Consider the following 25,779-nt stretch of genomic DNA (forward strand, 5'->3'; position numbering starts at 1 on the left):
TTATTTTAGGAAAAAAGAAATTAATTATCTGTTTAGCGCATTTGTTGTGCAATTATACTTAAACTATTCCCTAACCTATTTATGTATTACAGGAGCTACTAAATTGGGGTCATGGGGTAATGTGGATTGTTCAAATTGCAGTTTGTGTTCATTTCCCATGTTTTCATAGGATGCCAATACTAAATCTAAATAACCTTTTTCTATGATACTTTTGTCCTTGTCATTAATGGCATCATACTCATATGCCGGCAGTGCCTTGTAGGCATAGACTGTGCCGTTTTCAACATCGAATTCTTCAATACGATCTGTGACATCAATTCTGGTATATCCCAGTTCAAATTGATCAAACAAGGCCAATTCCTCTTGGGTTAAGAAATACAGGATACAGTTTAATCGTATGTCCTTATTTTCTATAATATTTAAAAATATAGACTTTTCGTAAGTTATGGTGCTATTGTTTTTAAGACAAAAGGACTCATATTTTATATATTCTGCAGGGAAATTTGGATCGTTGTTGGGGGCTACAAAGTTCCAAGCGCGCTGCATACCCCTAAGATGTATCCAATAGATAGGATCCTGATATTTTCTTCCTAGGATTTCCTCAAGACTCTCCAAAGAGGATAACATACCGTAGCCGATCATTCCAACTTTGCCTTCTTGGATTTTTATAGCGGATTTTCCATTCATTTAATTACATCCTAAAAAAGTGATAGTAAAGAAAGTCAAAATTTATTAAGAGTAAAGACCATTTCGAGGAATCTTAACTAAGATTTTTATGCCAGATACCATCATGGCGACTTACCCCAAATTTAGCTTAATTCATTAAATAATTGATTTATACTTTTTAAAATATTTCATCCAAAGCCTTGGTCCTATAATCGAATATTTCGTTGAGCTTTGCTTTAATAATTAGTTCATTGGCTATACTCCCCAAGAAGCCCAGTGGAGGTTGGTAACTAACAATATCTGTCATTAAAGTTCCATTGGGTATGGATTCTATAATATGTTGATGATGCCATATCTTGTATGGTCCAACCCTTTGTTCGTCCACAAAATAGCTATTTTCCTTTAAGTGCGTAATTTCTGTGACCCATGTGGTTTTAATTCCGAACAAAGGTGAAACCTTGTAGCTTATAATCATTCCTGCATACATTTTGGAAGGAACGTCTGTTGTAGTGATATCAAAGCCCATATAATCCGGGGTAATTTTTTTTAGATTGGCGGGGTCGGAAATAAATTCCCATACCTTCTCAATGGGGGCATTGATTTCTTGCGTTTTTTTAAATTGATAAAATCCCATAGAATGTTTTTTGTAAAACTGGTTGTGTTGTTAGAAAACCACTTTGACTTTTATAGCCATTCTCATAAAGATTTGACTTATCAGTTTAAGAAGTATAGGTGATTTAATTGTATTAAAGATAAGGCCATCTTAATTCATTTCCCAATAATGGTCTTAGATACAGGATTTGAAAATATAGCGCAAAAAAGCCTTCCCTTTTTTTAGGGAAGGCTAATCACGATAAAATGGTATTTATGTAATTTACACGAAGGTAATACCTTGCTTTGCACATATTTGTGCTACTTTTTCAAAATCGGGAGGACCTTCTGGGAGTTCGGCCAGTTCTTGAAACATAAATTCTATGCCGGCAGGGAAGGCAGAAGTAATCATTTTGGCCATTTCCGTACCAACTACCTTCCAGGAATGTGGAATGTTTTTGGGTGCAAATGCCACATCGCCCTCATTTAAGACCGTAGTTTCCCCATCGACCATTATTTCGACCTGTCCTTTAATTACCCTAAATATTTCATCTTCCTTGGTATGGATGTGTGGAGGTATGCCTACTCCCGGTCCCACGTTATCTACCCATTCCACTATTTGGTTTCCTGTTTCGCTGCCCACTAGCTTATGAGTCTGTATATCACCGATTACATTTAAAACATTTCCTTCCTCGTCCTTGATGATTTTGGGTTCTGTTTTTATGGAATAGTCGCCTGCGGAGGACGACTGACATTGTACCATACCGGGCATCATCATCATGCCCAACCCTATTCCGGATGCTTTTAAAAATTTTTTCCTGTCCATAATATTGTTTTTAGAATCAGCAAATTAGGCCAATACCTAAAGCAAGGGAATGTGAAAAACAGGGTATATCCTTAGATTTTGCCGCTTTTAGCTTTCTCTAAGCATGGATGGGGTAATTCCAGTATGTTTTTTAAAAAAATAGCTGAAATAATCCGGAGAGGAGAAGCCGAGTTCGAAGCAGATTTCTTTGATGGTTTTATCCGTAAATTTCAACTGGTGACGAGAGTTCATTATTCTTTTTTCGGTTATAATGGCCTTTGCGTTAACACCAATGGTTTCCTTTATGCATTCATTTAAATAGTTGTCAGATACATTGAGCATCTCTGCATAGTCGCTCACCTTATGGTTCACGGAAAAGCGTTTGTCTACCAGTTTTTTAAATTTATAAACGAGTGCCTTTTTTGCGTTGTTTTCCGATATGACCGATTTAATATTGCATTGCCCGTCACAATAGACAAAAATGGTGTTTAATAAGGAAATTATGGCATCGTCCTTATGGTTAAGTTCTGATCCTATCAGCTCATCCAGCATTTCCAAAATAGACTGAATCCTTTTTTCTATGCCAGGGGAGAGATTTATTTTAGGAATTGCATCTGTGGTAAAAAGCCTTACTTCGTTAATGTGAAGTTTGCTCAACAAAGGATTATCCAATATTTCTTGTGACAAATACAAAATATAGCCAGAGGACGAGCCCGTATTTTCCTTTCTTAGTTTCCAATCGATACTAGGGTGAAGAAAGAAAAGTGAATTGGATACATTTCTGTACGGGACCTTGTCTATTTCAAGCCATTTTACTCCGTTTTTAATCCAGAAAAGCGCATAATACCCCTCGTTTTTTTTGAGGTGGTTTTGTTTACTACTCGCGATATTTTTATGGCTTCTGGATCCATAGTCAAAGGTGCAGCCTACTATTATTTGGTGCCCATGAGGCTGCTACAAATTTTCGGAAGAAATATCCGATATATAAATATGCAAAAACTTTGGGGGAATAGCAAGGTTGGTATGAGATAAATGCTAAGAATCCTCCGTTTATGACAGGGTGATGGTAATATGGCGTTGATGGATTACTACTGATCGGACCAAACGGCAAGTTCGTTCCCTGAAGGGTCCTTAAAATGAAACCTGTGCCCTCCGGGGAAAGAGAAAATATCTTTTGAGATTTTCCCGCCCGCTTCGATAATTTTGTTTTTTATGAACTTAAGATTGGTATGAAACAAAACAACGAGTGCACCATTTACAATTTCATTATCAGTCTTTTCAAATCCACCTTCAAGTCCACTTTCTGAAAATGCGATATAGGTGGGACCATAATCTGTAAAGTTCCAATCAAAGGAGGATTCATAGAACCTCTTTGTTTCTTTCAAGTCTTTTGCCTTGAACTCTACATAGTTGATGTGGCTGTCTTTTGCTATCATTTGGGTAGGTTTTTTGATTACAAATTGAATGAGAGTTTAATCTTGTTCGTTATTATTCGGTTCCTATGTGAGAAGGGGCCCATACTCATTAAAACTCAATTTTAACTTATTTTGATCTTAATTTTTGATGCATTTGCTTTCCTTCCCTCACTATTATTTCAATGATTTCCTCAATATCTTTTTTTGAGGTCCTAAAATTTACAATACACCCACGTAAACAATATTTATGATTTACAATGGCGTTGGAGAGAAATACCTGGCCACCTAGTTGTAGGTTATCCAACAGAGCCTCATTTAGGGTGTTTAAATATTTTTCATTCCCCTCGGATTTATCTCCATAGCCAAAAGGTACATACCTTAAGGTGGTAATGCTTAAACTCTGGGTTACAGCTTCCAATTCCTCATGATTGTTTGCCAATTGGAAAAATAATTGGGATAACCCAATATCCTCACGGATCATTTTTAAATAACCATTTCTACCTACCTGTCTTAAGGCCATCCAAACTTTTAATGCTCTAAATCCACGTGAATTCTGAAGGCCATATTCATAAAAATTTAAAGCCGGACCATGGTCATTTTTACTAAAATTGTAATATTCGGGATGCGAACTATAAGTGTCAGTGAGATGTTTGGGATTTTTTACCAAAGTGCACCCTGCTTCCAACGGGCTATAAAGCCATTTGTGCGGATCTAGTGCTAAGGAATCTGCCTCTTTAATGCCTTGGAACACCTGGTTTAATTCTGGAACAATAGCGGCAGGTATGCCATAGGCCCCATCTATATGGAACCATAAATCATAGGTCTTGCATATAGATGCAATGCCATTTAGGTTATCTACAACCCCCGTACTTACATCCCCGGCCGTTCCAACGACCATAAAAGGTTGATGACCATCTTTCAGATCCTTTTTTATGGCTTGTTCCAAGAGATCGTTATCCATTTTATTGGTGGTGTCCGTTGGGATCCATCTGGTAGATTTAGACCCGTGGCCAAAAAGAATAGCCGCCTTTTCCACCCAGGTATGCGTTGTTTTTGAACAATAGATCATTAACTTTTTTGAAGCGCTGCCAAGACCATCTTCTTTGATGTTTTTTGGGGCCTTGGCAGTTCGTGCTGCTAAAAATGCAGTAAAATTGGCCATGTTGCCTCCACTTACCAATATTCCACCATAGTCTGGCGAGACCCCAATGAATTCGGCCAGCCATTGTACTGTTTGCTTTTCAATTTCTGTAGCCATGGGGCTCAAAATGTGCGCACCCACATTGGGGTTCACCGCAGCCGCCAATAAATCGGCAAGCATACCGATAGGTGCAGGGGAGGAGGTAATATAGCCCATAAATTTTGGATGACCGTTGAGCAGGGAATGGTTCATCAATAATTCGGTTGCATTGGAAATGATATCTTCTACGGGACTACCATTGTCCGGGAAGGGAGAAATGCCCAGAATTTTTTGTAGTGCTTGGGGTCCCTCTCCCGGGGTAACAGGTTTTTCATCTATTGTATCCAGGAATCCGGCTATTCTGTCAATTAGCTGATAACCAATACTTTTAAACTCTTCTTTGGTTATTTCCATTGATGCATTGCGATTATCATCCATATCGTTGAAGAAATAAATTATTTGTCTACTTATTTTACGCTACCAATCATAGGGCAACTATTATTAACCAATTTAGATCACCCTGGTTGAAGGCATAGTATAGCAATTTGTCCGTGCCATTTTGTTATAAGCGGTGAAATTAATTTTTTGGTTCCATCTGTTATATTCTATGGTAGGGAAGGGAGTAAGAGGGATAATTTTGGCTTCATTCTTATTTCGGCAATTATCACTCCCTAATATCCTGTAATTTCTTTTAGTTTGTTGAAAAAAGCCTTCTTTCGATCAGAACTAATAGTCCAGTCTACAGGGACACTCTGAAAACCAGAGGTATAATCTTCCCCTTTCATTCTAAAATCGAAGTAACCCCATGAAGCGTACGATTCTGTGGCAGAGAGAAAATTATAGGACTCCTTGTCAAAATCAAAATGATCGTCCTCATTGAATAGAATAGGCTTTGGAGAATAACTTTCGGACTGTCTAACCAAAGTTACCATCTCCCTTATTCTTTTTGGATCTTTTACACCGTTCCCATGCAACAACACAAAATCTGAGGAAGCAATGACCTCGGAAGAGGGAATTTTATTTCCTGAATAACTGGTACTTACTAAAAGTTTATGGCCACTTATTTCTTGAACTCTCTTAATTAGTTCCGTTACGCGCTGTGGCTGCAAAATGGGGTGGTCATATTTAATATCACATTCGTTGTTTATCTCTATCAGTATGTTTTTATAGTTTTTCTCTAGAATCCAATTGGTCATATTATCAACGGCATTTAATACAGCCTGTTCATCTTTTAATTGTTCATCCTGACCAAAATAAAAATAGCCAAGTATAACTACCATGCCCAGTTCATTGGATTTATCCAATATTTTTTCAAGTCTATTTAAGTAATCCTCTCTTAGGTTGCCCAAACTGTCAAATGTAGAGTTGATCCATCCATGATTGCCATAGCCCAATGGACTTCCGCCTTGTAGGTTAAGGGTAAAAGATAACAATCCATGGGCCTTCCAATCCTCCATGGCATTTACGAATTCTGAAGTGTTCCTCTCGGCGTCCCATTTGTCCGAATCCGGATATTTAAAATTATCCCGGGTGTCGCTATTAAGATCATCAAATATTCCTTGGACCATTCGTGAATTAAAAAGCAAACCTTCAATTTTATTGCCTTTCCAATATCTTTGTTTATAGGTTATTTGATCATTGATGTAGAACTGCTCACCTTGGATACTTACAGAAGTTGTTTTTGGTTTGTAGGTATAGGAGCATAGACAGATTGTAGTTAGTAGAAGTGCAATAGTTAAGGTGTATTTCATTCTTATTATTCTTTAGCTCAATACTTTATTCTATAGAATTGCTTGTTTAAATGTAGGGAATTTTTGTTTTGTTATGGAGGCCTTTAAATTTTATGGGCCTGCTTTTTGTAAGCTGTACACACTTTAATAACCAATTGGTCAACATTAATTTTTATTCCAACAACTTAAAAAATGGTCTTTGTAATGTACGGCCAATAATATTGTTCTAATTAAGGGCAGTATTTTTAAGGAGCGAAATTATTTAGGCTAAAACAGTAGTTTGGCGGGTTTAAAAATATAGCGGATATGGCTATTCTGAACTTCCTTTCTTTATATTTGTCAGCTATTTGATAAAAGAAAATTTATGATTTCGAGCAACGAATATTTTGATGGAACGGTAAAATCGTTAGGGTATACCTCGGCTACAGGTAAATCGACTATTGGGGTAATGGAACCAGGTGAGTATGAATTTGGAACATCGTCCAAGGAAACCATGATAGTGGTGGAAGGGGAATTAATTGCTTTGTTGCCCGGGGAATCCGAATGGAAATCATTTAAGGCCGGCAGCTCATTTAAAGTAGGGGCCAACACTTCTTTTAAGGTAAAGTCTGTAGGGCAAACCTCCTATTTGTGCCAATATGAATAGTTCGAAATTTCGAGTCTAGAATTTTTGGCAATTATTTCTTTGGTAAAGGGATAATGGACTTTGTTGGACAGTTTTACATAATTTGATTGAATTCCAATTTTTCACCATCCAGTCCGCGTATGGCAAAATATTTACAGCCTTTTTCCCAGAAATTGAGGAATACTGGTTTCTCTTCTACCATGGTAAATCCGGCAGCTTTAAGTTCGTTAAAGGCTTTGTCAACATCGCCCACGTCAAAAGCAATATGGTCTACATGACCATCTTTCCTCGATTTTAGTTCCAACATTTCGTTCTTGGTAACCTGATATAGTTCAATAATTACTCCTTTCTGCTCCATCATGGCCACAAGAATGGTGTCATTCTCGGTAGGAACATCTACTTGAGAGGACATAACCCTTTTAAAACCGAGGGATTCATAGAATTCCATAGAAGCCTTCAAATTGGAGACGGGTAAACCTAGGTGTTGCAGCCCGTTAAAATTGTCCTGGAGAAATGTGGTTGATTGGTTCATGGCTTTTGTTTGTGGATTACTTTGGTAAGATAGCAAATTAATCGGAGCCCTTCTGAAGGTTGAAAATAGGGTGTGGTCAATGGTTGAAAGATATTTCTCGTGTAAAAAGAATGGATTTTCCTGGAATTATATTAAAGTTACTTCTTGGACATTCTATAATCCCAGGAAAATCCAGGCTTTTTGCATTGTTGTACCTATGTGGCGGCTTGGATCCAGAATAAGGGTTTTGGCCTTTTTTACATATTTTTCATTGCTGGTCAGTAGCCTTAAGGATAGCATTGTCCTAACATACTTTGTCATATTTTAAAAATGGCTCCCGAATATTTCACATACTTATGTGATTGTCGGCAACGCACTTTCTGTCTTCCTTTGCCAAGTACATTTTAATCTCATTCCATGGTTTTATGGGCATCGGATTAAAAACTAAATGTTCTTATATCCATAAAATAAAATCTAAATTAAAAGTTTATGAAAAAAACATTTTTTATGCTTGCCATCACCAGCTTAATGTTAAGTGCATGCGGCTCACCAAAACAAAAGGAAATAGCAAAAGCAGAATTACCTAAGTCCGGTGATCGGATTCAACGAGGGGAGTTTTTGGTTGCTACCTTGGGGTGCAACGATTGTCACTCCCCTAAAGTTATGACTCCAAGAGGTCCTGTGCCCGATCCCAACAGATTGCTGTCCGGTCATGATTCCAATGAAATTTTACCTGAATATGATTCCCAATCGGTAGGGGGCTACGTGCTGTTTAATATGAACGGAACCGCGGCAATTGGACCTTGGGGCACTTCCTTTGCCGGTAATTTAACCCCAGATGCTACGGGAATTGGATTTTGGTCCGAGGAGCAATTTGTGAAGGCCATAAAAGAGGGGAAGTATAAAGGGCTGGATAATAGTAGGCCACTATTGCCCCCAATGCCCTGGGAAGGATATTCCAAATTGCCAGATGAGGACATAAAGGCAATATATGCCTATTTAAAGAGCATAAAGCCTGTAAAGAATATAGTGCCACAGGCCATTTTGCCTAGTATATAGGTTATTCTTCAATAGTTGTTTTTAAACATTATTTTGTATTGCAACGGTGCCATTCTCCAAATGTTAATAAAAAGGGAGCAAAGCATTTAAGTGAATGGCACTGTATTTTTTCATTACCAAAACTTGTCGAAAAGTTTAAAAATGGTGAACACCTCCTAGGGGTCTTTTTAATAATCGGAACTAACAATTTCTTTAATTCCTTCTAAATAGGGAGTGGTCCTAAAACTAAAATGACTGTCGAATTTATCCGAATTAAAGACATAGTCTCTGTCATACTGATACATCATTTCGGGCATTTCCCTCATAATAGGTATAAATAGGCCCATTATTTTTACAATTAATCTGCTGGCAACCTGTATTCCTGGTTTTACCTCCATTTCTTTTGCAATGGTCTCTATCCATTCCTTTCCGGTAAAAGGGTTACTTGCTGTTGGCAAATGCCAAACCTGATTGAACGCTTTGGCCGAATTGCCAAGCAAGGCGGTAGCTTTTGCCGCGTCAGGAGTATAGGTAAAGGAATGTTTAAAATTTAAAGAGGCTAGCCAATTTGCTTTTTTCCCGTTACTTAAAGGTTTAAATGCCATCTCTGTCAACATGCTCGAATTTTTAATATTTGGGCCATAAAAATCTGCAGAACGGGCAATCAAAGCTTCAAGTTGTCCTTCTTTGACTTTGTCCATGATCATTGCCGCTACTTCCGCACGAATTTTACCTTTCTTGCTTGGGGGATTAATGGGGGTTTCCTCATTCATTCCATTTAAATAATTGAGGTCGTACATGTATATATTGTCAAAAAACACCAATTTGCATTTATATTCTATACAGGCATCGATTACGTATTTTATGAATTTTGGCCAGTTCTGCTGCCAAACTTTAAGGTTATACGGAAATCCCACAGTGACATACACAATGCTCGAGCCTTGGACTGCTTCAAAAACCTTAGTTCTATCCAAAAGATCAGCGGAAAAAAGTTTGTCCGTATCATTTACCTTTTGCGGATTTCTACTAACCAACCTGATATCTGTAGTATAATCTTTTAAAGCCTTGGCCAGTTCAATGCCAATTGCCCCACCAGAGCCCAATATTGTTTGCATAACTGTTTTTTTTTGATTTATGGGATATTTTAGATGTTTCCTTTGTTATTGGTTGCTATAGTTGTTTATTAGTTACAGCAATTTCTAGTTAATATTTTTTGACCGTCAAAATAGCTTAGTTAAAATTAACATTTTTCCCTATTCTTATACAGCTGTATTAAGTTTTAATCGACATATAATTAGTGATTTAGACCAGTCTTTTAGGTTTGCGACTTTGTCAATTTTAAAATCGTATTTTAGAAGTGCCTTTATATCTTAAGGGGGCAGTATATTAATTTTGAAACCCGTAATGAATTTTAAGAAGAAAGCGACATTAACCTTATTTTCCATTGCCATTACGGCATCTAGTATTGGGCAATCTGTATCTACACCAAAGAACCCGGTTTTAAGTGACGAGGATTTTAAATTTCTGGAAACTCTAACCGAAACCATCATTGATAGTTCCCGTATTTATCCAGGACAGAAGGTTGCTGATCAAATGGGTAACAACAATACAAGAATAGTTTTGGTTAAACCTGGGGGGAGGGGGAGTTATCCTGCTTTTTGGATTCGCGATTATGCCATGTCTTTGGAATCGGGATTTATTACAAAGGAGGAACAAAGAAATATGTTAATGTTGACTGCTTCTACCCAAGCCGATAGAACGTGGATTACCAAAAATGGGTCCATGATTCCTTTGGGTGCCATAGCAGATCATATTCGGATGGACGATAGTCTGCCCATATACTTTCCTGGAACGTATAGTTTCGAGGAACAGGGAACTCCGGTGTTTGGTATGACCCCGCCTTACGGGGATCAGTTTTTCTTTGTACATATGGCCCATTATTATGTGGGGACAACTACGGATCTGTCTATATTGGATAAGGAAATTAACGGGTTAAGGCTTATAGATCGGCTCGAAATAGCTTTTAACGTGCCACCATCCAGATTGGATAATCATATCGTTACTACCACGGACCATTTTAGGGGCATCGATTTTGGGTTTAGGGATGTTATGACCATTACAGGGGATCTTTGCTATCCGTCCATATTAAAATTTAAGGCTGCCTTGGAGCTTTCCGAATTGTTTAAAAAACGAAACAACCAAGAAAAAGCGGAAAAATACCGTTTTATTGCAGCCAAGATAAAAGAGGCAATACCTTTATTGTTTATGGATAGCAGGGGAATGCTTAAAGCATCAAATGGCAAAGGAAGTCAAGCGGACGTTTGGTCTACGGCCTTAGCAATCTATTACAATATCTTGAGTAATGAGGAAACCGAAAAAACAAGTAGTTTTTTGTCCCAAACCTATGAAAATGGCTATTTATCCTACAAAGGCAACATTAGGCATATATTAACAACGGATGACTTTAGCGATTCCACCGCTTGGGAATTTTCGCTGGCAAAGAAAAACACCTATCAGAACGGGGCCTATTGGGGAACGCCTACAGGATGGGTATGCTATGCCATAGCTAAAACTAATTTTAAACTTGCGCAGAAATTGGCCAAAGAATTCATAGATGATTTGCGTGAAAACGACTTTAGAAAAGGGTTGGAATACGGAGCTCCCTATGAATGTTTTCATCCTTCCGGACACAAACAAAACCCCTTGTATATGACCACAGTAAGTTGCCCCTTGGCTGCGTTTAGGGCAATTGAAAAACCTTGATGAAAACTAAATTATTTTCTTCAGTCCCTGATTTGCAAGATTGTATATTGATATTGGACTTTTCTATAGAATATTCAGGTATTTCAATCTCAGCTGTACTTCTGAATCTTCAGCAACCGTTTTGGCTATTTTATCCAATTGAATATTAAATTTATAGTTGTATTTGCCCGAATTCATTAGTACGATCGAATTTAAAATCAAAAGCGCCTCACTTGGTTTGTCCGACTCATATAAGGAATTTGTCATCACCTTTGAAGGGTCCAATTTCTTAACAATACCTAGAAATTCGGCTGCACGTATCCTATTTATTAACTCAGGGTCTGTAGAGGCCATTTCCCTTATTCGAGACTCCATTCCAATGGCTTGTGGCCCAAACGTGCTACAAGCAATAATTGCCCAATATCTGTCCCATGGATCGGATGACTTTAGGGCGGTGGTAAGGGAATTCTTGGCATCATCAAAATTCAACAAGTTTAAATCGGCAATCTCAGTATATTTTTGAATTTCTTCCTTGTGTTTTTTTCCAAATTCTACAGGGTTTCCAAACGCTTTCTCGATGAGGTAATGTTCCGGATAAAAGGAAAGGTCTGGCATTTCTTTTACCCAGGAAGCGAGTTTTTCTCGCATTGTAATAAGCGTAGTTGCATACGCTGGGTCATCTGCCAGATTTTTTGTTTCATAAGGGTCTGTATCAATATCAAATAGCATTTCGGGAGAGCGTGCTTCAAAAAAGGCCGATTGTAGCTCGTTGAGTTTTCCATCGTTGTACAAGGACTGCCATTCCTGATAGGCCAATTGCTTGTATCGATAGTTGTTCATTAATCCGTCATAATTAAATGGCTGATAGCTCCTTATGTATTTATACTTCCCTTTTCGCACAGCCCGAACCATATCATATTTTTCATCAAATCTATCGGCATAACTATAAGTCTCATTACGGGAGTTCAATTCCTCACTCTCTATATCCTTGCCTAAAAAGGCGGTTCCATCTATTTCTTTGGGAATACTAATACCAGCAAGATTTAAAACGGTTGGAGCCAAATCTATAAAACTCACAAAACCATTTATGGTGCTACCTATCTGGCTTTTTACCAGATGTCTATAATTTTTGGGAACATGGACCACCATAGGCACATGTAATCCGGTTTCATAAAGATATCCCTTGCTTCCGGGCAATACGCCCCCATGATCTCCGAAGTAAAAAATGAAGGTGTCATCCAGGCGACCATCCTCTTTTAGTTCCTTGATAATTTTCCCGACCTGGCGGTCCATCTCCCTGATTTTATCACGGTATAGTGCATTGGTGTATTTAAATAAGTCTGTGTCGGGATGATTGTGTTGAATTTTAAAGGAATTTATATCTGTTTCAGTAGCAATAGTATCCATGCCCTGAGCAGTGAAGTGCATGCTGGATTCATGGGAAACCCCAATATTAAAAACATGAAAAAATGGCTGATTTTCAGCCCTGTTTTTCCAGCTGGCCTTTTTTGAAGATTCGTCCCAAACACCATCACTTTTAATTATATTATAATCTTCCTTGCTATTGTTGGTGGTATAATAACCAGCCTGTCTTAAATAAGAAGGAAACATTTTGAGTGAATCGGGCATGGGAACAACGGCCATCTTTCTATGAAATTGGGTCCCGATACGAGGTCCGTAGCAACCAGATATTATTGCCGAACGTGCAACACTGCAGACCGGGGCATTGGAAAATGCCCGGTTAAAGATCAAACCTTCCTTGGCCAGCGATTCAATATTCGGGGTAGGAATTCCATTGTCATCAAAAAGCTTTTGGTAGTGCTTTGAATTGTCCTCGGAGGTAATCCATACAATATTTGGGGGCAGCTCCTCCTTCGGTTTTGTTTGGCAACTAATAATAGTGATGGCGCACAGAAGAATTGCGCAAGTATTGAATATTATGCTATGGTTATTTTTAAACATTCGAGTATACGGTTTGAATTTATGGCAGGCTATTTTTGGCACATGATTGTTGTTAAAGTCCCCAAGATAGCAAATCTTCTATTTCCGTGTTGTTTTTTGGGTACGTTTACGAGCCTTGTATAACCTACTTTTACGCATTGAATTTTCTGCGTTCACTATGGTAAATAAGCCTAATTTTTTGGTAAAACTCACGTCAAGAAGATATTGACTCTTAATTATACCCGCAAAACCCTTATTTTTATTGAAACAGATGTAAAGTATTCTTAATTCGAAAGAATAATAATTGCCAATTATGAAAAGCAAAAGAACCCAAATTGTTTCAGCTATCTTTTTATCGTTATTGTTTTTATCCACCTTTCAGTTAATTTCTCAGGAGCACCTTGATGTTGACCATCAAAAGAAAATGCATGAGCGCAATGCGATGGGAGACGGAACTACATTGAAGGTTTTACTCTTTTCCGGTACAGGTTGGTTCCGCCATCCGGACATTCCCATCGTAAACGGGTGGATTGTGCGGCTAGGTGCCGAACACAATATGCAAATAGATGTAAGTGAAACTGGAAGTGATATATCCAAGGAAAAACTGGGCTACTATGATGTATTGCTGTTCAACAATGCAAATGTTCTTGATAAAGTTTTTAATGAAGAGCAACGCACTGCCATAGAGGAATGGTATAAAGCAGGGGGAGCTATTGTTGGTTTACATGCATTGTTGGTGCATCAGGAAAACTGGCCTTGGATAATGGAATTGGGAGGCTGTGATTTCAATAGTGATTCTGAATTTCTAAAAGCCAAAGTGTTGGTTGATCCAAAAGCTATGGATCATCCTGCGGTTAAGGGAATGGGTAAAGAGTTTTGGTACGAAGCAGATTGGACCAACCACACCAAGTCTGTTACAGGTCTGCCTGGCGTACAGGTTTTACTAAGGGTAGACGAATCAACATACGAACCGGTTAGAGAGTATTTCAAGACTAGAGGAGGCGTAGGAATGGGAAAGGATCATCCTATAGCTTGGACCAGGGTTTGGGGCGGAGGAAGATTCTTCTATACAGAATTGGGTCATGACATTCGCTCATTGAATACGGATTTTGGACGACAGCATCTTCTAGAAGGAATAAAATGGGTAGTTAAAAAAGAGTGACAAAACGGATTATGCATTATTGGATTGGAAAAGATGACTTGCCTTAGATTATTATGCTTAATTGTCAAAAGTTGGAATCCGAAATTATTATTAATTGATTTTCAGGATGAAAGACCTTCGTTTTTCATAAAAATAATATATCTCGTTTTAATTTTAACTAATTTTAACAACTACTATTTGTGGGTATAAAATTCAAGGTCTAGTTTTGATTCCCGTATGAATCGGGCATTAAAAAAATATATACTTCTTCTCTGTATCCTTTTAATAAATGGATTCAACACTATTTATGCCCATTCAAATCTTGAAGTAGACCCTTTCTTTTCAATTTTAAATTTAGCAGCTTCTGAAAGCTCTCCTTGCGAGGTTGAGGAAGAATTAGCCCCTATTGTTTTTGCGGATACTTCTGTATTTGAAGTTCAAAAACCACTCGTGGCGGAAGTTGCGGATATCGAGGAGGAGGAAGAGGAGAGCGATGAAATTGTTTTTTCTTCTGGAACAGATTTGAATTATAGCGGACTGGCAACTGGTATTTTACACGCCCAAATGTTGGAGACTCTGTCTTCCGATCTTGAAAATGACTCCGCTTACATTAATGCCCACGCTTTTTCCACTCCATATAAGCGGTATATTAGATTTCAAGTTTTCAGAATTTAGGAAATCTAGACAGGACCTTATTTCATTAAGGCCTGTTCCCCCTTTTTTAATACTGTTTTCAATCAAAAATGAGTAAGTCCTATGCTATTATAAATGGACTTGCCAAGCATTTTATTTGCTAAAAACCAATTATTCATTTAAATAAATTAAAATTATGAGGAAGTCCCCCATGATTATTGGCGTGTGTATACTATTGAGCCAATTAAGCTGTAATTCCGAAAAACATGAAAAACGAGAGGAAACCAAATATCTCGTGACCAGTCCAATAAAGAAAGATACCGCGGTTGTTAAAGACTATGTCTGCCAAATACATAGCATTAGAAATATTGAGGTCCGTGCTTTGGAAAAGGGCTACTTACAAGAAATCTCGGTGGATGAAGGTCAATCCGTAAAAAAAGGCCAACAAATGTTCCACATTATGCCAAATGTTTATGAGGCGGAATTTCAAAAAGCCACGGCAGAAGCAAGGGTGGCCGAAATAGAATATGATAACACTAAATTATTGGCCGATGGCAATGTGGTTTCTGCAAATGAGCTGGCCATGGCAAAGGCTAATTTTGAAAAGGCCAAGGCGGAAGTGATGCTTGCCGAGACCCATCTTGGGTTTACTAATATCAAGGCTCCGTTTGATGGTATTATGGACCACCTTCATGTTAGGGAAGGTAGTCTTTTGGATGAAGGGGAATTGTTGACCACCTTGTCCGACAACAGTAAAATGTGGGTCTATTTCAATGTTCCTGAGGCGGAGTATCTGGACTATATTACTAATGTTGATAGAAACAGTAAGCAAGAGGTAGGTCTTTTGATGGCCAACAATAAGCGCTTTAATCAGACAGGTGTTGTTGAAACCATTGAAGGAGAATTTAGCCATGAGACCGGTAACATTGCTTTTAGGGCAACTTTTGACAACCCCGATCGCATATTGAGACATGGGGAAACAGGTAGCATAATTATGCAGGTGCCCTATACGAACGCCCTCATCATTCCACAAAAAGCCACCTTTGAGGTTTTGGATAAAAAATATGTTTTTGTAGTTGATGACAAGGATGTTATTCGACAGAAAGAAATAGCTATTGCCGGGGAACTACCTAATCTTTTTATCATAGAAAAGGGACTTTCCGAGAAAGATAGAATAATACTGGACGGCATTCGTATGGTAAAGGACGGGGATCATATCGAAACCGAATTTATTGAGCCTAAATCGGTTATAAACAACTTGTCTCTTTACGCCGAGTAAGTAAAACTTATAGGAAATTTAAAAATTAATTGCTCAAAGCATGGATTGTTTTCCCCTTCTAGAGGTAAGGAGGACAATTAAAATTCCATGGGCAATTAAATTTTATACCTAACCTAATTTCACAAAAGATGTTCAAAAAATTTATAAAAAGACCGGTATTGGCCATAGTCATATCAGTCATGATCGTTTTTACTGGCCTTTTGGCCATTAAACAATTACCCATTTCGCAATTCCCCGAAATTGCACCTACTACCGTTAACATATTTATAGCGTACCCAGGTGCAAGCGCAGATGTATTGGTGAATTCCACGCTAATACCTTTGGAAACTGCCATTAACGGTGTTCAGGGAATGCGCTATCTGGCGTCCGATGCCACCAGTGCCGGTGAAGGCACCCTGCGTGTTATTTTTGAGCCGGGAACGGATCCCAATACGGCAGTAGTAATGGTAAAGACAAGGGTAGATCAGGTAATGCCGAACCTACCGGAATTGGTGCAAAAGGAAGGAGTAATTATAACTCCCGTACAACCCAGTATGTTGATGTACGTAAACCTGTTTGCCGAAGACGAGCATAACGATGAGAAGTTTCTATACAATTATGCCTATACCAAAATAATACCCGAAATACAACGTATCAACGGTATTGCCAGTGCGCAGATATTGGGTAGTAGAAAGTACGCCATGCGGGTGTGGTTAAAACCGGATCGTATGCGTGCCTACAATGTATCTGCCGAAGAAATCATGGAGGCCATGCAGGACCAGAGTATAATAGCCAGACCAGGGAGGATCGGGCAAAGTTCCGGAATTAAATCCCAGTCTTTGGAATATGTGCTTACCTACGTAGGGCGTTACAATCAACCGGAACAGTACAAGGATATTATAGTTCGCGCCAATGCGGAGGGAGAGACCATTACCTTGGGCGATTTGGCCGATGTAGAACTTGGAAGCGAGTTCTTCGATATTTATTCCAATTTGGATGGTCGCCCATCAGCATCCATTATCTTAAAACAGACTTTGGGCAGTAACGGTAAGGATGTTATTGACGAGGTTAAATCAAAATTACTGGAGCTTAAAGAAGACCTTCCTCCCGGATTGGATTATAAGATCAGCTATGACGTTGCCAACTTTTTGGATGCCTCAATCGAACAGGTACTACATACCCTTCGTGATGCCTTTATTTTGGTTGCCATAGTTGTTTTCCTTTTCTTGGGCGATTGGCGTTCTACTCTGATCCCTATCATCGCGGTGCCGGTATCATTGATCGGTGCTTTTTTCGTAATGCAGCTCTTCGGGCTGTCCATTAACCTTATTACTTTATTCGCCTTGGTACTTGCTATTGGTATCGTTGTGGATAATGCCATCGTTGTGGTGGAGGCGGTACACGTAAAAATGGAGGAGGAGAATCTAACGCCCTATAAGGCCTCAACAGAGGTATTAAGTGAGATTGGAGGGGCAATTATTGCCATTACCTTGGTGATGGTATCCGTATTTATTCCTATTTCCTTTATGACCGGTCCGGTGGGGGTGTTTTACCGACAGTTTTCGATTACCATGGCCGGGTCCATCGTAATATCAGCCGTTGTAGCCCTTACCCTTACCCCGGTATTATGTGCTATAATGCTAAAGAACAATCATGGGAAGCCCAAAAGGAAATCGCCCGTGGATAAGTTTATTGCCTGGTTCAATAAGGGTTTTGAACGCCTTACGGGAACCTATGTAAAACTATTGGATAAAATCGTAACCAGAAGGATCGTCACCTTTGGTATCCTATTAGCTTTTTGCGCGGGGATATTTTTTACGAACGAATCGCTTCCGGCAGGATTTATTCCCAATGAGGATCAAGGGATGATATATGCCATTATACAGACGCCACCAGGAGCTACTTTGGAAAGGACCAATGATGTTGCCCGAAAATTACAGCAGATCTGTGAAGAAATGGATGGGGTTGAATCTGTTTCCTCATTGGCCGGTTATGAGATTATGACCGAAGGGCGTGGGTCCAACGCCGGAACTTGTTTGATCAATTTGAAACCATGGTCCGAGCGTCATCATTCCGTACATGAGATTATGGAGGAATTGGAAGAGGAAACCCAAAATCTGGGGGCTAGGATAGAATATTTTGAGCCGCCGGCGGTGCCTGGTTTTGGTTCTTCGGGCGGATTTTCCATGCGTTTGTTGGATAAGACCAACTCTACGGATTATCATGGTTTTGGAAAGATAAACGATGATTTTATGGACGCTTTGGCCAAAAGGGAAGAATTAACAGGATTATTCTCTTTTTTCTCGGCCAACTATCCCCAATACGAACTTAAAATCAATAATAAGATTGCCATGCAAAAAGGGGTTTCTATAGGTAAGGCTATGGAAAACCTGAATATTTTGATCGGAAGTACTTATGAACAGGGCTTTATACTGTTCGGAAGGTTCTTTAAGGTCTACACCCAGTCGGCCCCTGAGTATAGGGCACTTCCATCGGATTTGGAAAAATTGTTCGTAAAAAATGAAGAAGGGGAAATGGTGCCGTATTCTGCCTTTATGACTATGGAAAAGCGTTTGGGCCCCAATGAGATTACCCGCTACAATTTGTATAATTCGGCCACGATAAATGGGCTTCCTGCACCTGGGTACACTACTGGGGATGCTATCAACGCTATTAAAGAGGTGGCCGCCCAAACCCTGCCCAGAGGCTACGATATTGCTTGGGAAGGGCTTTCGTTCGATGAGGCCAAAAGAGGAAACGAATCCCTTTATATTTTTATCATTGTATTGATATTTGTGTATTTCGTACTGGCGGCACAATATGAGAGCTTTTTATTGCCTTTTGCCGTTATTCTTTCGTTGCCCGTTGGTGTTTTCGGTTCTTTTGCGTTATTGAAAATGATGGGCTTGGCCAATGATGTTTATGCCCAGATAGGGGTGATTATGCTGGTTGGACTATTGGGCAAGAACGCGGTACTTATTGTGGAGTTCGCCGTTCAAAAACATAGGCAGGGCGCCACAATTCTTGAAGCGGCCATAGAAGGTTCCCGTGCCCGTTTCAGACCTATTTTAATGACTTCATTCGCGTTTATCGCTGGTTTGATTCCCCTGGTCGTGGCTACCGGAGCTGGAGCCATTGGAAACAGGACCATCGGTGGGTCGGCCTTGGGCGGAATGCTCATAGGTACACTATTCGGGGTGTTGGTTATACCAGGACTTTATTACATTTTTGGCAGTATGGCAGAAGGAAGGAATCTGATCAAAGATGAGGCCAGTGAACCTTTTTCCGAAGAATTAATGCGTACCAGTGAGGGAGAAAGTAGGACTAGGGCCAAACTGAGGGAGATTACAAAACTTTTGAAAAAACTAACCAAAGGAAAAGATGATGAAAAATAAGAGAATGTTAACCATTAAAAGGATCAGGGTGTATGGGTTGGCTTTAATTGCTGTTGTAGCCGTATATTCCTGTGTTCCTTCAAAAACGCTGTTGGAAGAAAACTCAGAGGTGCCAGATCGGTACCAAAATCAATTGGAAGACAGTTTGAACAGTGCTAGTATCCACTGGAAGGAATTTTTTTCAGATCCCCAGCTAAGTGCGTTGATAGATACGGCCTTGGTAAGGAATCAGGAACTGAATATTATACTTCAACAGGTGGAGATGGCCAATAATGAGATCAGGACCAGAAAAGGCGAATATCTGCCCTCTGTCAATATTCAGGCCGGAGCTGAAGTGGAAAAAGTGGGTGCTTATACCAGAAATGGTGCAGTGGAGGAGCATCTTGAAATTCGAGAGGGGGAGGAGTTCCCGGAACCTCTATCCAATTTTATGGTAGGAGCTTATGCTTCTTGGGAGGTGGATGTTTGGAAAAAGCTGCGAAATTCCAAAAAGGCTGCTGTTTTCGAATATCTCTCCTCTATTGAGGGCAAGAATTTTATGGTGACCAATCTGGTTTCCGAGGTAGCCGCTTCCTATTACGAGCTAGTGGCTTTGGATAGTCAGTTGGCAATTATTGAAGAAAACTTGGCCATTCAAACAAATGCCCTTGCCATGGTGAAGCTTCAGAAAACAGCGGCGAGGGCAACGGAGCTGGCCGTTCGAAGGTTTGAGGCAGAGGTGCTAAAGAATCAAAGTCAAAAATACGGCATACAACAGCAGATCGTAGAAACTGAGAATAAGATTAATTTTTTAATCGGTAGGTCGCCACAGCCTATTTTGAGGAATTCCGAAGGTTTTATAGATAAAGAGATTGCTGCCGTTAATCCTGGCATACCATCCCAATTGTTGCAGAACCGACCGGATATAAGGCAGGCAGAATATGAACTGGCTGCGGCCAAGTTGGATGTTAAAGTGGCCAAGGCCAATTTCTACCCTTCCCTAGGGATAAAGGCAGGTGTTGGATTGGAGGCCTTTAAACCGAAATTTCTAACTAGTACACCACAATCTTTGTTGTATAACGTAGTGGGGGATGTAGTGGCCCCGTTAATCAATAGAAATGCAATTAAGGCAGCTTATGGCAATGCCAACGCTAGGCAAATACAGGCAGTGTATGAGTATGAAAAGGCTATTTTAAATGCGTATATCGAGGTAGCAAATCAATTGTCAAATATTGATAATCTAAACAAGAGTTACGAATTAAAGGTGGGACAGGTACAAGCACTAAATGAGTCCATAGATATCTCTATAAGACTTTTTCAGTCGGCCAGGGCAGACTATATGGAGGTACTTTTGACCCAGCGGGATGCCCTCGAATCCAGTGAGGAACTTGTAGAGACCAAAAAGGACCAAATGTTGGCCAAGGTAGGTATGTATAGGTCCTTGGGAGGAGGTTGGGATAGATAAAGCTTATCCAAGGGTTGCCAATTATTTTGAAGGAAAGCCATTTTACATTCGTGTAGAATGGCTTTTCCTATTTTAAGGCTGATAAGACTTTTGGATTAAGTCCAAAATGAAGGGGCGCCTCAAATTTATTTGAGGATTATCCATAAACCTTATATATTTATTGTTCCCTATATTAGTAGCTTTATTAAAACCATCCAATTATATGAAAGTATTACCATTATTTTCCCTTGTTGCTCTTTGTCTAATATCAGTGTACAGTTGCGCTGAGAAAGAGGGGAAGAAGCCACAGAAACCCAATTTCCTGTTTATCATGTCCGATGATCATGCCTATCAGGCTATTAGTGCCTATAGCGATCATTTAATCCAAACCCCAAATATAGACCGTTTGGCCAAAGAAGGTATGTTGTTCAGAAATGCCAGTGTTACCAATTCTATCTGCGCACCTTCACGAGCCACCATTCTTACCGGGAAACATACCCACATTAATGGAAAAATAGACAATCACAATCCTTTCGATACTACTCAGGTTACCTTTCCGCAGATCTTTCAAAAGGCGGGTTACCAAACAGCCATGTTTGGGAAACTACATTTTGGGAACAATCCCAAGGGCGTGGACGAATTTATGATCCTTCCTGGGCAGGGACATTATATTAACCCGGATTTTATCACCCAAAAGGGAGATACCACTATTACCGGTTATGTAACGGATATTATTACGGACATGAGTTTGGAATGGTTGGATAAAAAACGGGATCCCAACAAGCCGTTCTTTTTAATGTATCTTCATAAGGCACCGCACAGACCATGGTGGCCAAGGGCGGATAAATTTAAGGAGTACACCCAAAAAACCTTTCCGCTACCAGAAACTTTATTTGACGATTACTCCAACAGGGGTACTGCTGCCAAAACTGCCGAAATGAATCTTTTATATCATATGGAGTATAGCCATGATAGCAAGATTTGGCCAGAAACCATAGAGGATATGGGCAATGTAGTACCTGTAGTACAAAATACCCAAGCCAATATTTATAACGAATTTAATCGTGCCAACGAAGCACAAAAGCAAGAATACAAGCCCATTATCGATGCTATTAATGAAGATTTTAGAGAAAAATGGCCTTCCATGACAGATAAGGAAAAAATGACTTGGAAATACCAGAGGTATATGCAGGACTATTTGGGAAGTATTTCCTCCGTAGACGACAATGTGGGAAGGGTATTGGATTATTTGGATAACAATGGCCTAGCCGAAAATACCATAGTAATCTACACCTCGGATCAAGGTTTTTATTTAGGGGAGCATGGTTGGTTCGACAAGCGTTTTATTTACGATGAGTCCTTTAAAACTCCATTGTTGATCCGTTGGCCCAATGAAATAAAACCGGGAACTACCGAGGAAGAAATGGTACAGAATCTGGATTTTGCCCAGACGTTTTTGGAGGCGGCACAAATCACAGCGCCGGAGGATATGCAGGGTGAAAGTTTAATGCCATTGTTAAAAGGTAAATCGGCCGAATGGAACCGCGAAGCTGTTTATTACCACTATTATGAATATCCCAGTGTGCATATGGTAAAACGCCACTATGGCATAGTGACCAAGGAATACAAACTTGCCCATTTCTATTATGACGTGGACGAATGGGAATTATATGATCGCAAGAAAGATCCCAAGGAATTGAACAATGTTTATGATGACCCGGCTTATGCAGAGATTGTGAACGAACTGAAGGAAAAACTGGCCCAACTTAGGATAAAGTATAAGGATTCCAAAGAACTGGATGATAAGTATATTGAACAATCCAAGAAGTACTAAAGGATTTCATTATAATAAATAGGTGTCAAAAAAAAAGCGGGTATTATGCCCGCTTTTTTTTGTTGGATTTTTATCCAATGGGGACCTATTGTTGGAGGGTCTACCATGGAGTTTAAATTTGTAGTACCGGCAAACAGGCTTTTCCAAGGGAAGCAGCGTATTATTAGCGGTAATTAAATTGAAAAGTCTATATGGATGACTAAAACACCGATAACAATAACTCCTTCCCCTAGTTAGGGGAAGGTCGCTTCGACAAAGGAGAAGTGGGAAGGGGTAGGAAGCACAAACCTTTCGGTAGAATGGCACAAATATGCTAACGCGAGTGTTTCCTCATTCTGTCCATTAGGGCAGGCACCTGTCGTTTCAGTGGTCACTTCGACAGAGTCCCTTTTTTAAATGACGAGAAGTCGCACAAGCTGGGGTTCTGATTTTGGCATCTTTAATTTATTTTTATAGATGAATGGGTTCCTCCCATGTAAACTCAAGTAACTTTTTTAAGCCGCTAGTGTAATTTGTATATGCTGAAACTTGGATTTCTCGTCGATCATACTTCGCTCTGTCTAAATGACCTATTCTATTATAATTTATATGACCGTATGGGATCTTAGAATATTGGGTTTATGCATTCAAAATCTTCTCTGGTGTAATCGGCAGATTATACACCCGTTTTCTGCTAGCCTTATAGATGGCATTGGCAATTGCCGCAGGGGTTGGAGGCATAGGGACTTCTCCCACACCCTTGGCATCCTCTATAGGGCGATTGATAATGGCGACCTCCACTTCAGGTATTTCCGAAAATCGTAAAATGGGGTATTTTAAATAGTCTGTGCTAGTGATTTCTTTCGTGTTGAAAGTCACCTGCTCCTTTAGGGTCCAACTGGCCGCCTGGATCAATCCACCTTCAATTTGATTCGTAATCCCATCCATATTTATTACTTCGCCTACATCTACCGCTGCCCACATTTTAATAAGTCCAATCTTGCCGTTATTTTTATCAACAGCAACCTTGGCAGCCACGGCAATATAGGCATCCGTATTCTTGTACCTCATGAAGGCATAGCCAATACCTTGATTATCGGCTAGATTTTGGGAAGCTGTAAGTTCTTTCACCTTCTGGATAACGGCTATGGCCCTTTCATCCTCCAAATGTTTTAGTCTGAATTCCAAAGGGTCTTGTCCGGCCTTTTCGGCCAAAGAGTCCATAAAGGATTCTACAGCAAAGATATTGGTAAAGGACCCAAGGCTGCGCAAAGAGGAGGTTCGGAACGGTCCGTCATAGTAATGAGCATTCACGGTCATATTTGGAATACTGTAAAATGGATCGGCGTTCCTATGGCCACCTCCCAAATATCCTCTCGACTTCATCGTGAACGGATTTTCCAAATACCTGGCTGCCAATACCGTCCCGGCATCTTTATTGGGACGCGTACTGTGGGAGTCCGTCCACACCTCGGCCTTCCAGGAGTTTATTCTATTGTTTTCATCCAAGCTGGCTTCCAATTCTGTAATCATAGCAGGACCATAAGGGTCCCATAAATGCTCATCATGTCTGGACCATTGCACCCGAACATGGGTATTGGGGTACTCCAAAGCCAAAAGTGCGGCATCCGCGGCAGCATCATCAGCCGTGCTATGACCAAAACAACCGGCCCCAGGAACAGCGGTAATATGAATTTTGTCAGTCTCCATAGACAACATTTTCGCCAAGGCTTCCCTCATTGGATATATCCCCTGACTATGGGACCAGATATGTAATACCTCCCCGTCAAACATAGCCAGTCCACATGCCGGGCCTAATGAAGCATGCTTAATATAGGGTTTTGTATATCTCGCTTTTATGGTTTCCACTCCTTTAAAGGCAGCCTCCACATTACCTTCATTCCTTACAGTTTCAGGATCGTTGGCAATTTCTTTGATATGCGTAAATAGATTTTCTATTTGGGGAAAGGGTGCCGAAGTAGTCCATACAGAGTGGTTCTTTAGGTATTGTTCCGCTTTTATTGCTTGATGCTCCCTGTCGGTAATTACCCCGACAAAACTTCCTTTCACTACCGTTTTAATAAGGCCAGTTACTTCTGTCCTTAAGCCGGTCTCATCAAGAGTAAGCAATTTTGAATCATGTCCGGGTGGCCTTAATACTCTGGCATGCACCATACCTGGAAAGCGCAGATTTTGAATATAGCCCGCCTGTCCCCGAACCATTTCACCTATATCCGTTCTAGGTATGGCTTTTCCGACATAGCGGTGTTCTGTCTTATTTTTAATGGGTACCGGAATGTTTACTTCCCTGTCTATTTGTTCACCTTCGAGGATTTCGGCAAAAGTGAGGGATTTGTTGCCTAGTTTCGACTTGACAATGCCATTGAATAGTAGCAGGTCGCTAATGGGAGTATTTAGTTTTTTACTTGCCAATCCCAGTAATTCCTGTCTTGCGGTGGCCGCTGCATACCGCACGGACATAGCGCTATTTTGAATGGAAGCACTGGCACCGGTATATCCCTCATTTGGGGTCACGCCAGTCTCTGCCAGATGAACCTGCACCTTCTCCAAATCCATATCCAATTCTTCTGCGGCCACCTGTTGGATGGCGATGCGGATACCTTGGCCCAGTTCTACTTTTCCTGATAAAACCCTAATACTTCCATCTTCCAAAATTTCCAACCAGGCGTTCACGGTTTTGGCACGACCTATACTTCCGGGAAGCTTTCCGTCATAATCCACTCGGTCGGCCATTATGGGGTCTTCCACACCTGAGCAGGACCCCAACAATGTAAAGCCCACGCTGATATAGCCCAAGTCTTTGAGAAATTTTCTTCTGGATTGAAGGGGTATTGCTGTCATCGGGCGGTGG

General features: G+C 40.0%; 20 protein-coding genes. 9 read left to right on the forward strand and 11 right to left on the reverse strand.

Features of this window, described 5'->3' with window-relative positions:
- Positions 1 to 75 precede the first annotated feature (75 nt).
- The 7 genes from MWU82_RS10915 to MWU82_RS10945 all read right to left on the reverse strand — a co-directional run bounded on the left by MWU82_RS10915 (position 76) and on the right by MWU82_RS10945 (position 6,408).
- Complete coding sequence (locus MWU82_RS10915; RefSeq protein ID WP_247096400.1) at positions 76 to 687, reverse strand: hypothetical protein; 612 nt, start codon at positions 685 to 687, stop codon at positions 76 to 78.
- A gap of 157 nt (positions 688 to 844) precedes the next feature.
- Complete coding sequence (locus tag MWU82_RS10920) at positions 845 to 1,300, reverse strand: SRPBCC family protein (protein WP_247096401.1); 456 nt, start codon at positions 1,298 to 1,300, stop codon at positions 845 to 847.
- A 240-nt stretch (positions 1,301 to 1,540) separates the two neighbouring features.
- Positions 1,541 to 2,083 carry a cupin domain-containing protein gene (locus MWU82_RS10925; RefSeq protein WP_215949138.1) on the reverse strand — a complete coding sequence of 181 codons (543 nt, stop codon included), beginning with the start codon at positions 2,081 to 2,083 and terminating at the stop codon, positions 1,541 to 1,543.
- Positions 2,084 to 2,170: 87 nt separating this feature from the next.
- Complete coding sequence (locus MWU82_RS10930) at positions 2,171 to 2,749, reverse strand: helix-turn-helix domain-containing protein (RefSeq protein ID WP_247096402.1); 579 nt, start codon at positions 2,747 to 2,749, stop codon at positions 2,171 to 2,173.
- 401 nt (positions 2,750 to 3,150) lie between these two features.
- Positions 3,151 to 3,498, reverse strand: coding sequence for a VOC family protein (locus MWU82_RS10935; RefSeq protein WP_215949140.1), 348 nt, complete (start codon positions 3,496 to 3,498; stop codon positions 3,151 to 3,153).
- A 106-nt stretch (positions 3,499 to 3,604) separates the two neighbouring features.
- Entirely contained in the window at positions 3,605 to 5,071 is a 1,467-nt protein-coding gene (locus MWU82_RS10940; protein ID WP_247096403.1) for a pyridoxal-dependent decarboxylase, read from the reverse strand.
- A gap of 257 nt (positions 5,072 to 5,328) precedes the next feature.
- On the reverse strand, positions 5,329 to 6,408 hold the full coding sequence (locus MWU82_RS10945; RefSeq protein WP_215949142.1) for a hypothetical protein: 1,080 nt from the start codon (positions 6,406 to 6,408) through the stop codon (positions 5,329 to 5,331).
- A 343-nt stretch (positions 6,409 to 6,751) separates the two neighbouring features.
- Here MWU82_RS10945 and MWU82_RS10950 point away from each other — a divergent pair, with 343 nt between their 5' ends.
- Positions 6,752 to 7,033, forward strand: a complete 282-nt coding sequence (locus tag MWU82_RS10950; RefSeq protein WP_247096404.1) for a pyrimidine/purine nucleoside phosphorylase — start codon at positions 6,752 to 6,754, stop codon at positions 7,031 to 7,033.
- A gap of 73 nt (positions 7,034 to 7,106) precedes the next feature.
- Here MWU82_RS10950 and MWU82_RS10955 read toward each other — a convergent pair whose 3' ends face one another.
- Positions 7,107 to 7,544, reverse strand: a complete 438-nt coding sequence (locus tag MWU82_RS10955) for a VOC family protein (protein WP_247096405.1) — start codon at positions 7,542 to 7,544, stop codon at positions 7,107 to 7,109.
- Between the two features lie 468 nt (positions 7,545 to 8,012).
- Here MWU82_RS10955 and MWU82_RS10960 point away from each other — a divergent pair, with 468 nt between their 5' ends.
- Positions 8,013 to 8,582, forward strand: coding sequence for a cytochrome c (locus tag MWU82_RS10960; protein ID WP_247096406.1), 570 nt, complete (start codon positions 8,013 to 8,015; stop codon positions 8,580 to 8,582).
- A 167-nt stretch (positions 8,583 to 8,749) separates the two neighbouring features.
- Here MWU82_RS10960 and MWU82_RS10965 read toward each other — a convergent pair whose 3' ends face one another.
- Entirely contained in the window at positions 8,750 to 9,676 is a 927-nt protein-coding gene (locus tag MWU82_RS10965) for an NAD-dependent epimerase/dehydratase family protein (protein ID WP_247096407.1), read from the reverse strand.
- Positions 9,677 to 9,965: 289 nt separating this feature from the next.
- Here MWU82_RS10965 and MWU82_RS10970 point away from each other — a divergent pair, with 289 nt between their 5' ends.
- Positions 9,966 to 11,324 carry a hypothetical protein gene (locus tag MWU82_RS10970; RefSeq protein WP_247096408.1) on the forward strand — a complete coding sequence of 453 codons (1,359 nt, stop codon included), beginning with the start codon at positions 9,966 to 9,968 and terminating at the stop codon, positions 11,322 to 11,324.
- A 63-nt stretch (positions 11,325 to 11,387) separates the two neighbouring features.
- Here MWU82_RS10970 and MWU82_RS10975 read toward each other — a convergent pair whose 3' ends face one another.
- Complete coding sequence (locus MWU82_RS10975) at positions 11,388 to 13,265, reverse strand: sulfatase (RefSeq protein ID WP_247096409.1); 1,878 nt, start codon at positions 13,263 to 13,265, stop codon at positions 11,388 to 11,390.
- Between the two features lie 292 nt (positions 13,266 to 13,557).
- Between MWU82_RS10975 and MWU82_RS10980 the strand changes: the two genes are divergently transcribed.
- From MWU82_RS10980 to MWU82_RS11005, 6 genes are all read left to right on the forward strand, one after another.
- The gene (locus tag MWU82_RS10980; RefSeq protein WP_215949148.1) at positions 13,558 to 14,406 is read left to right on the forward strand and encodes a ThuA domain-containing protein; all 849 of its coding nucleotides are present in this window, start codon (positions 13,558 to 13,560) and stop codon (positions 14,404 to 14,406) included.
- A 216-nt stretch (positions 14,407 to 14,622) separates the two neighbouring features.
- Positions 14,623 to 15,060 (forward strand): hypothetical protein, encoded by a 438-nt coding sequence (locus MWU82_RS10985; protein WP_247096410.1) that lies wholly within the window; start codon positions 14,623 to 14,625, stop codon positions 15,058 to 15,060.
- A 154-nt stretch (positions 15,061 to 15,214) separates the two neighbouring features.
- Positions 15,215 to 16,297: an efflux RND transporter periplasmic adaptor subunit gene (locus MWU82_RS10990; protein ID WP_247096411.1), complete on the forward strand. Its 1,083-nt coding sequence runs from the start codon at positions 15,215 to 15,217 to the stop codon at positions 16,295 to 16,297.
- Between the two features lie 128 nt (positions 16,298 to 16,425).
- Positions 16,426 to 19,671: an efflux RND transporter permease subunit gene (locus MWU82_RS10995; protein ID WP_215949151.1), complete on the forward strand. Its 3,246-nt coding sequence runs from the start codon at positions 16,426 to 16,428 to the stop codon at positions 19,669 to 19,671.
- A 4-nt stretch (positions 19,672 to 19,675) separates the two neighbouring features.
- Positions 19,676 to 21,115: a TolC family protein gene (locus tag MWU82_RS11000; protein ID WP_247096412.1), complete on the forward strand. Its 1,440-nt coding sequence runs from the start codon at positions 19,676 to 19,678 to the stop codon at positions 21,113 to 21,115.
- A 202-nt stretch (positions 21,116 to 21,317) separates the two neighbouring features.
- Positions 21,318 to 22,928 carry a sulfatase gene (locus MWU82_RS11005; protein ID WP_247096413.1) on the forward strand — a complete coding sequence of 537 codons (1,611 nt, stop codon included), beginning with the start codon at positions 21,318 to 21,320 and terminating at the stop codon, positions 22,926 to 22,928.
- A 618-nt stretch (positions 22,929 to 23,546) separates the two neighbouring features.
- On the opposite strand, the gene MWU82_RS11010 is transcribed toward MWU82_RS11005, so the two are convergent.
- On the reverse strand, positions 23,547 to 25,769 hold the full coding sequence (locus MWU82_RS11010; RefSeq protein WP_247096414.1) for a molybdopterin cofactor-binding domain-containing protein: 2,223 nt from the start codon (positions 25,767 to 25,769) through the stop codon (positions 23,547 to 23,549).
- Positions 25,770 to 25,779: the final 10 nt, after the last annotated feature.

The organism is Arenibacter sp. S6351L (genome assembly GCF_023016025.1).
Taxonomy (GTDB): domain Bacteria; phylum Bacteroidota; class Bacteroidia; order Flavobacteriales; family Flavobacteriaceae; genus Arenibacter; species Arenibacter algicola_B.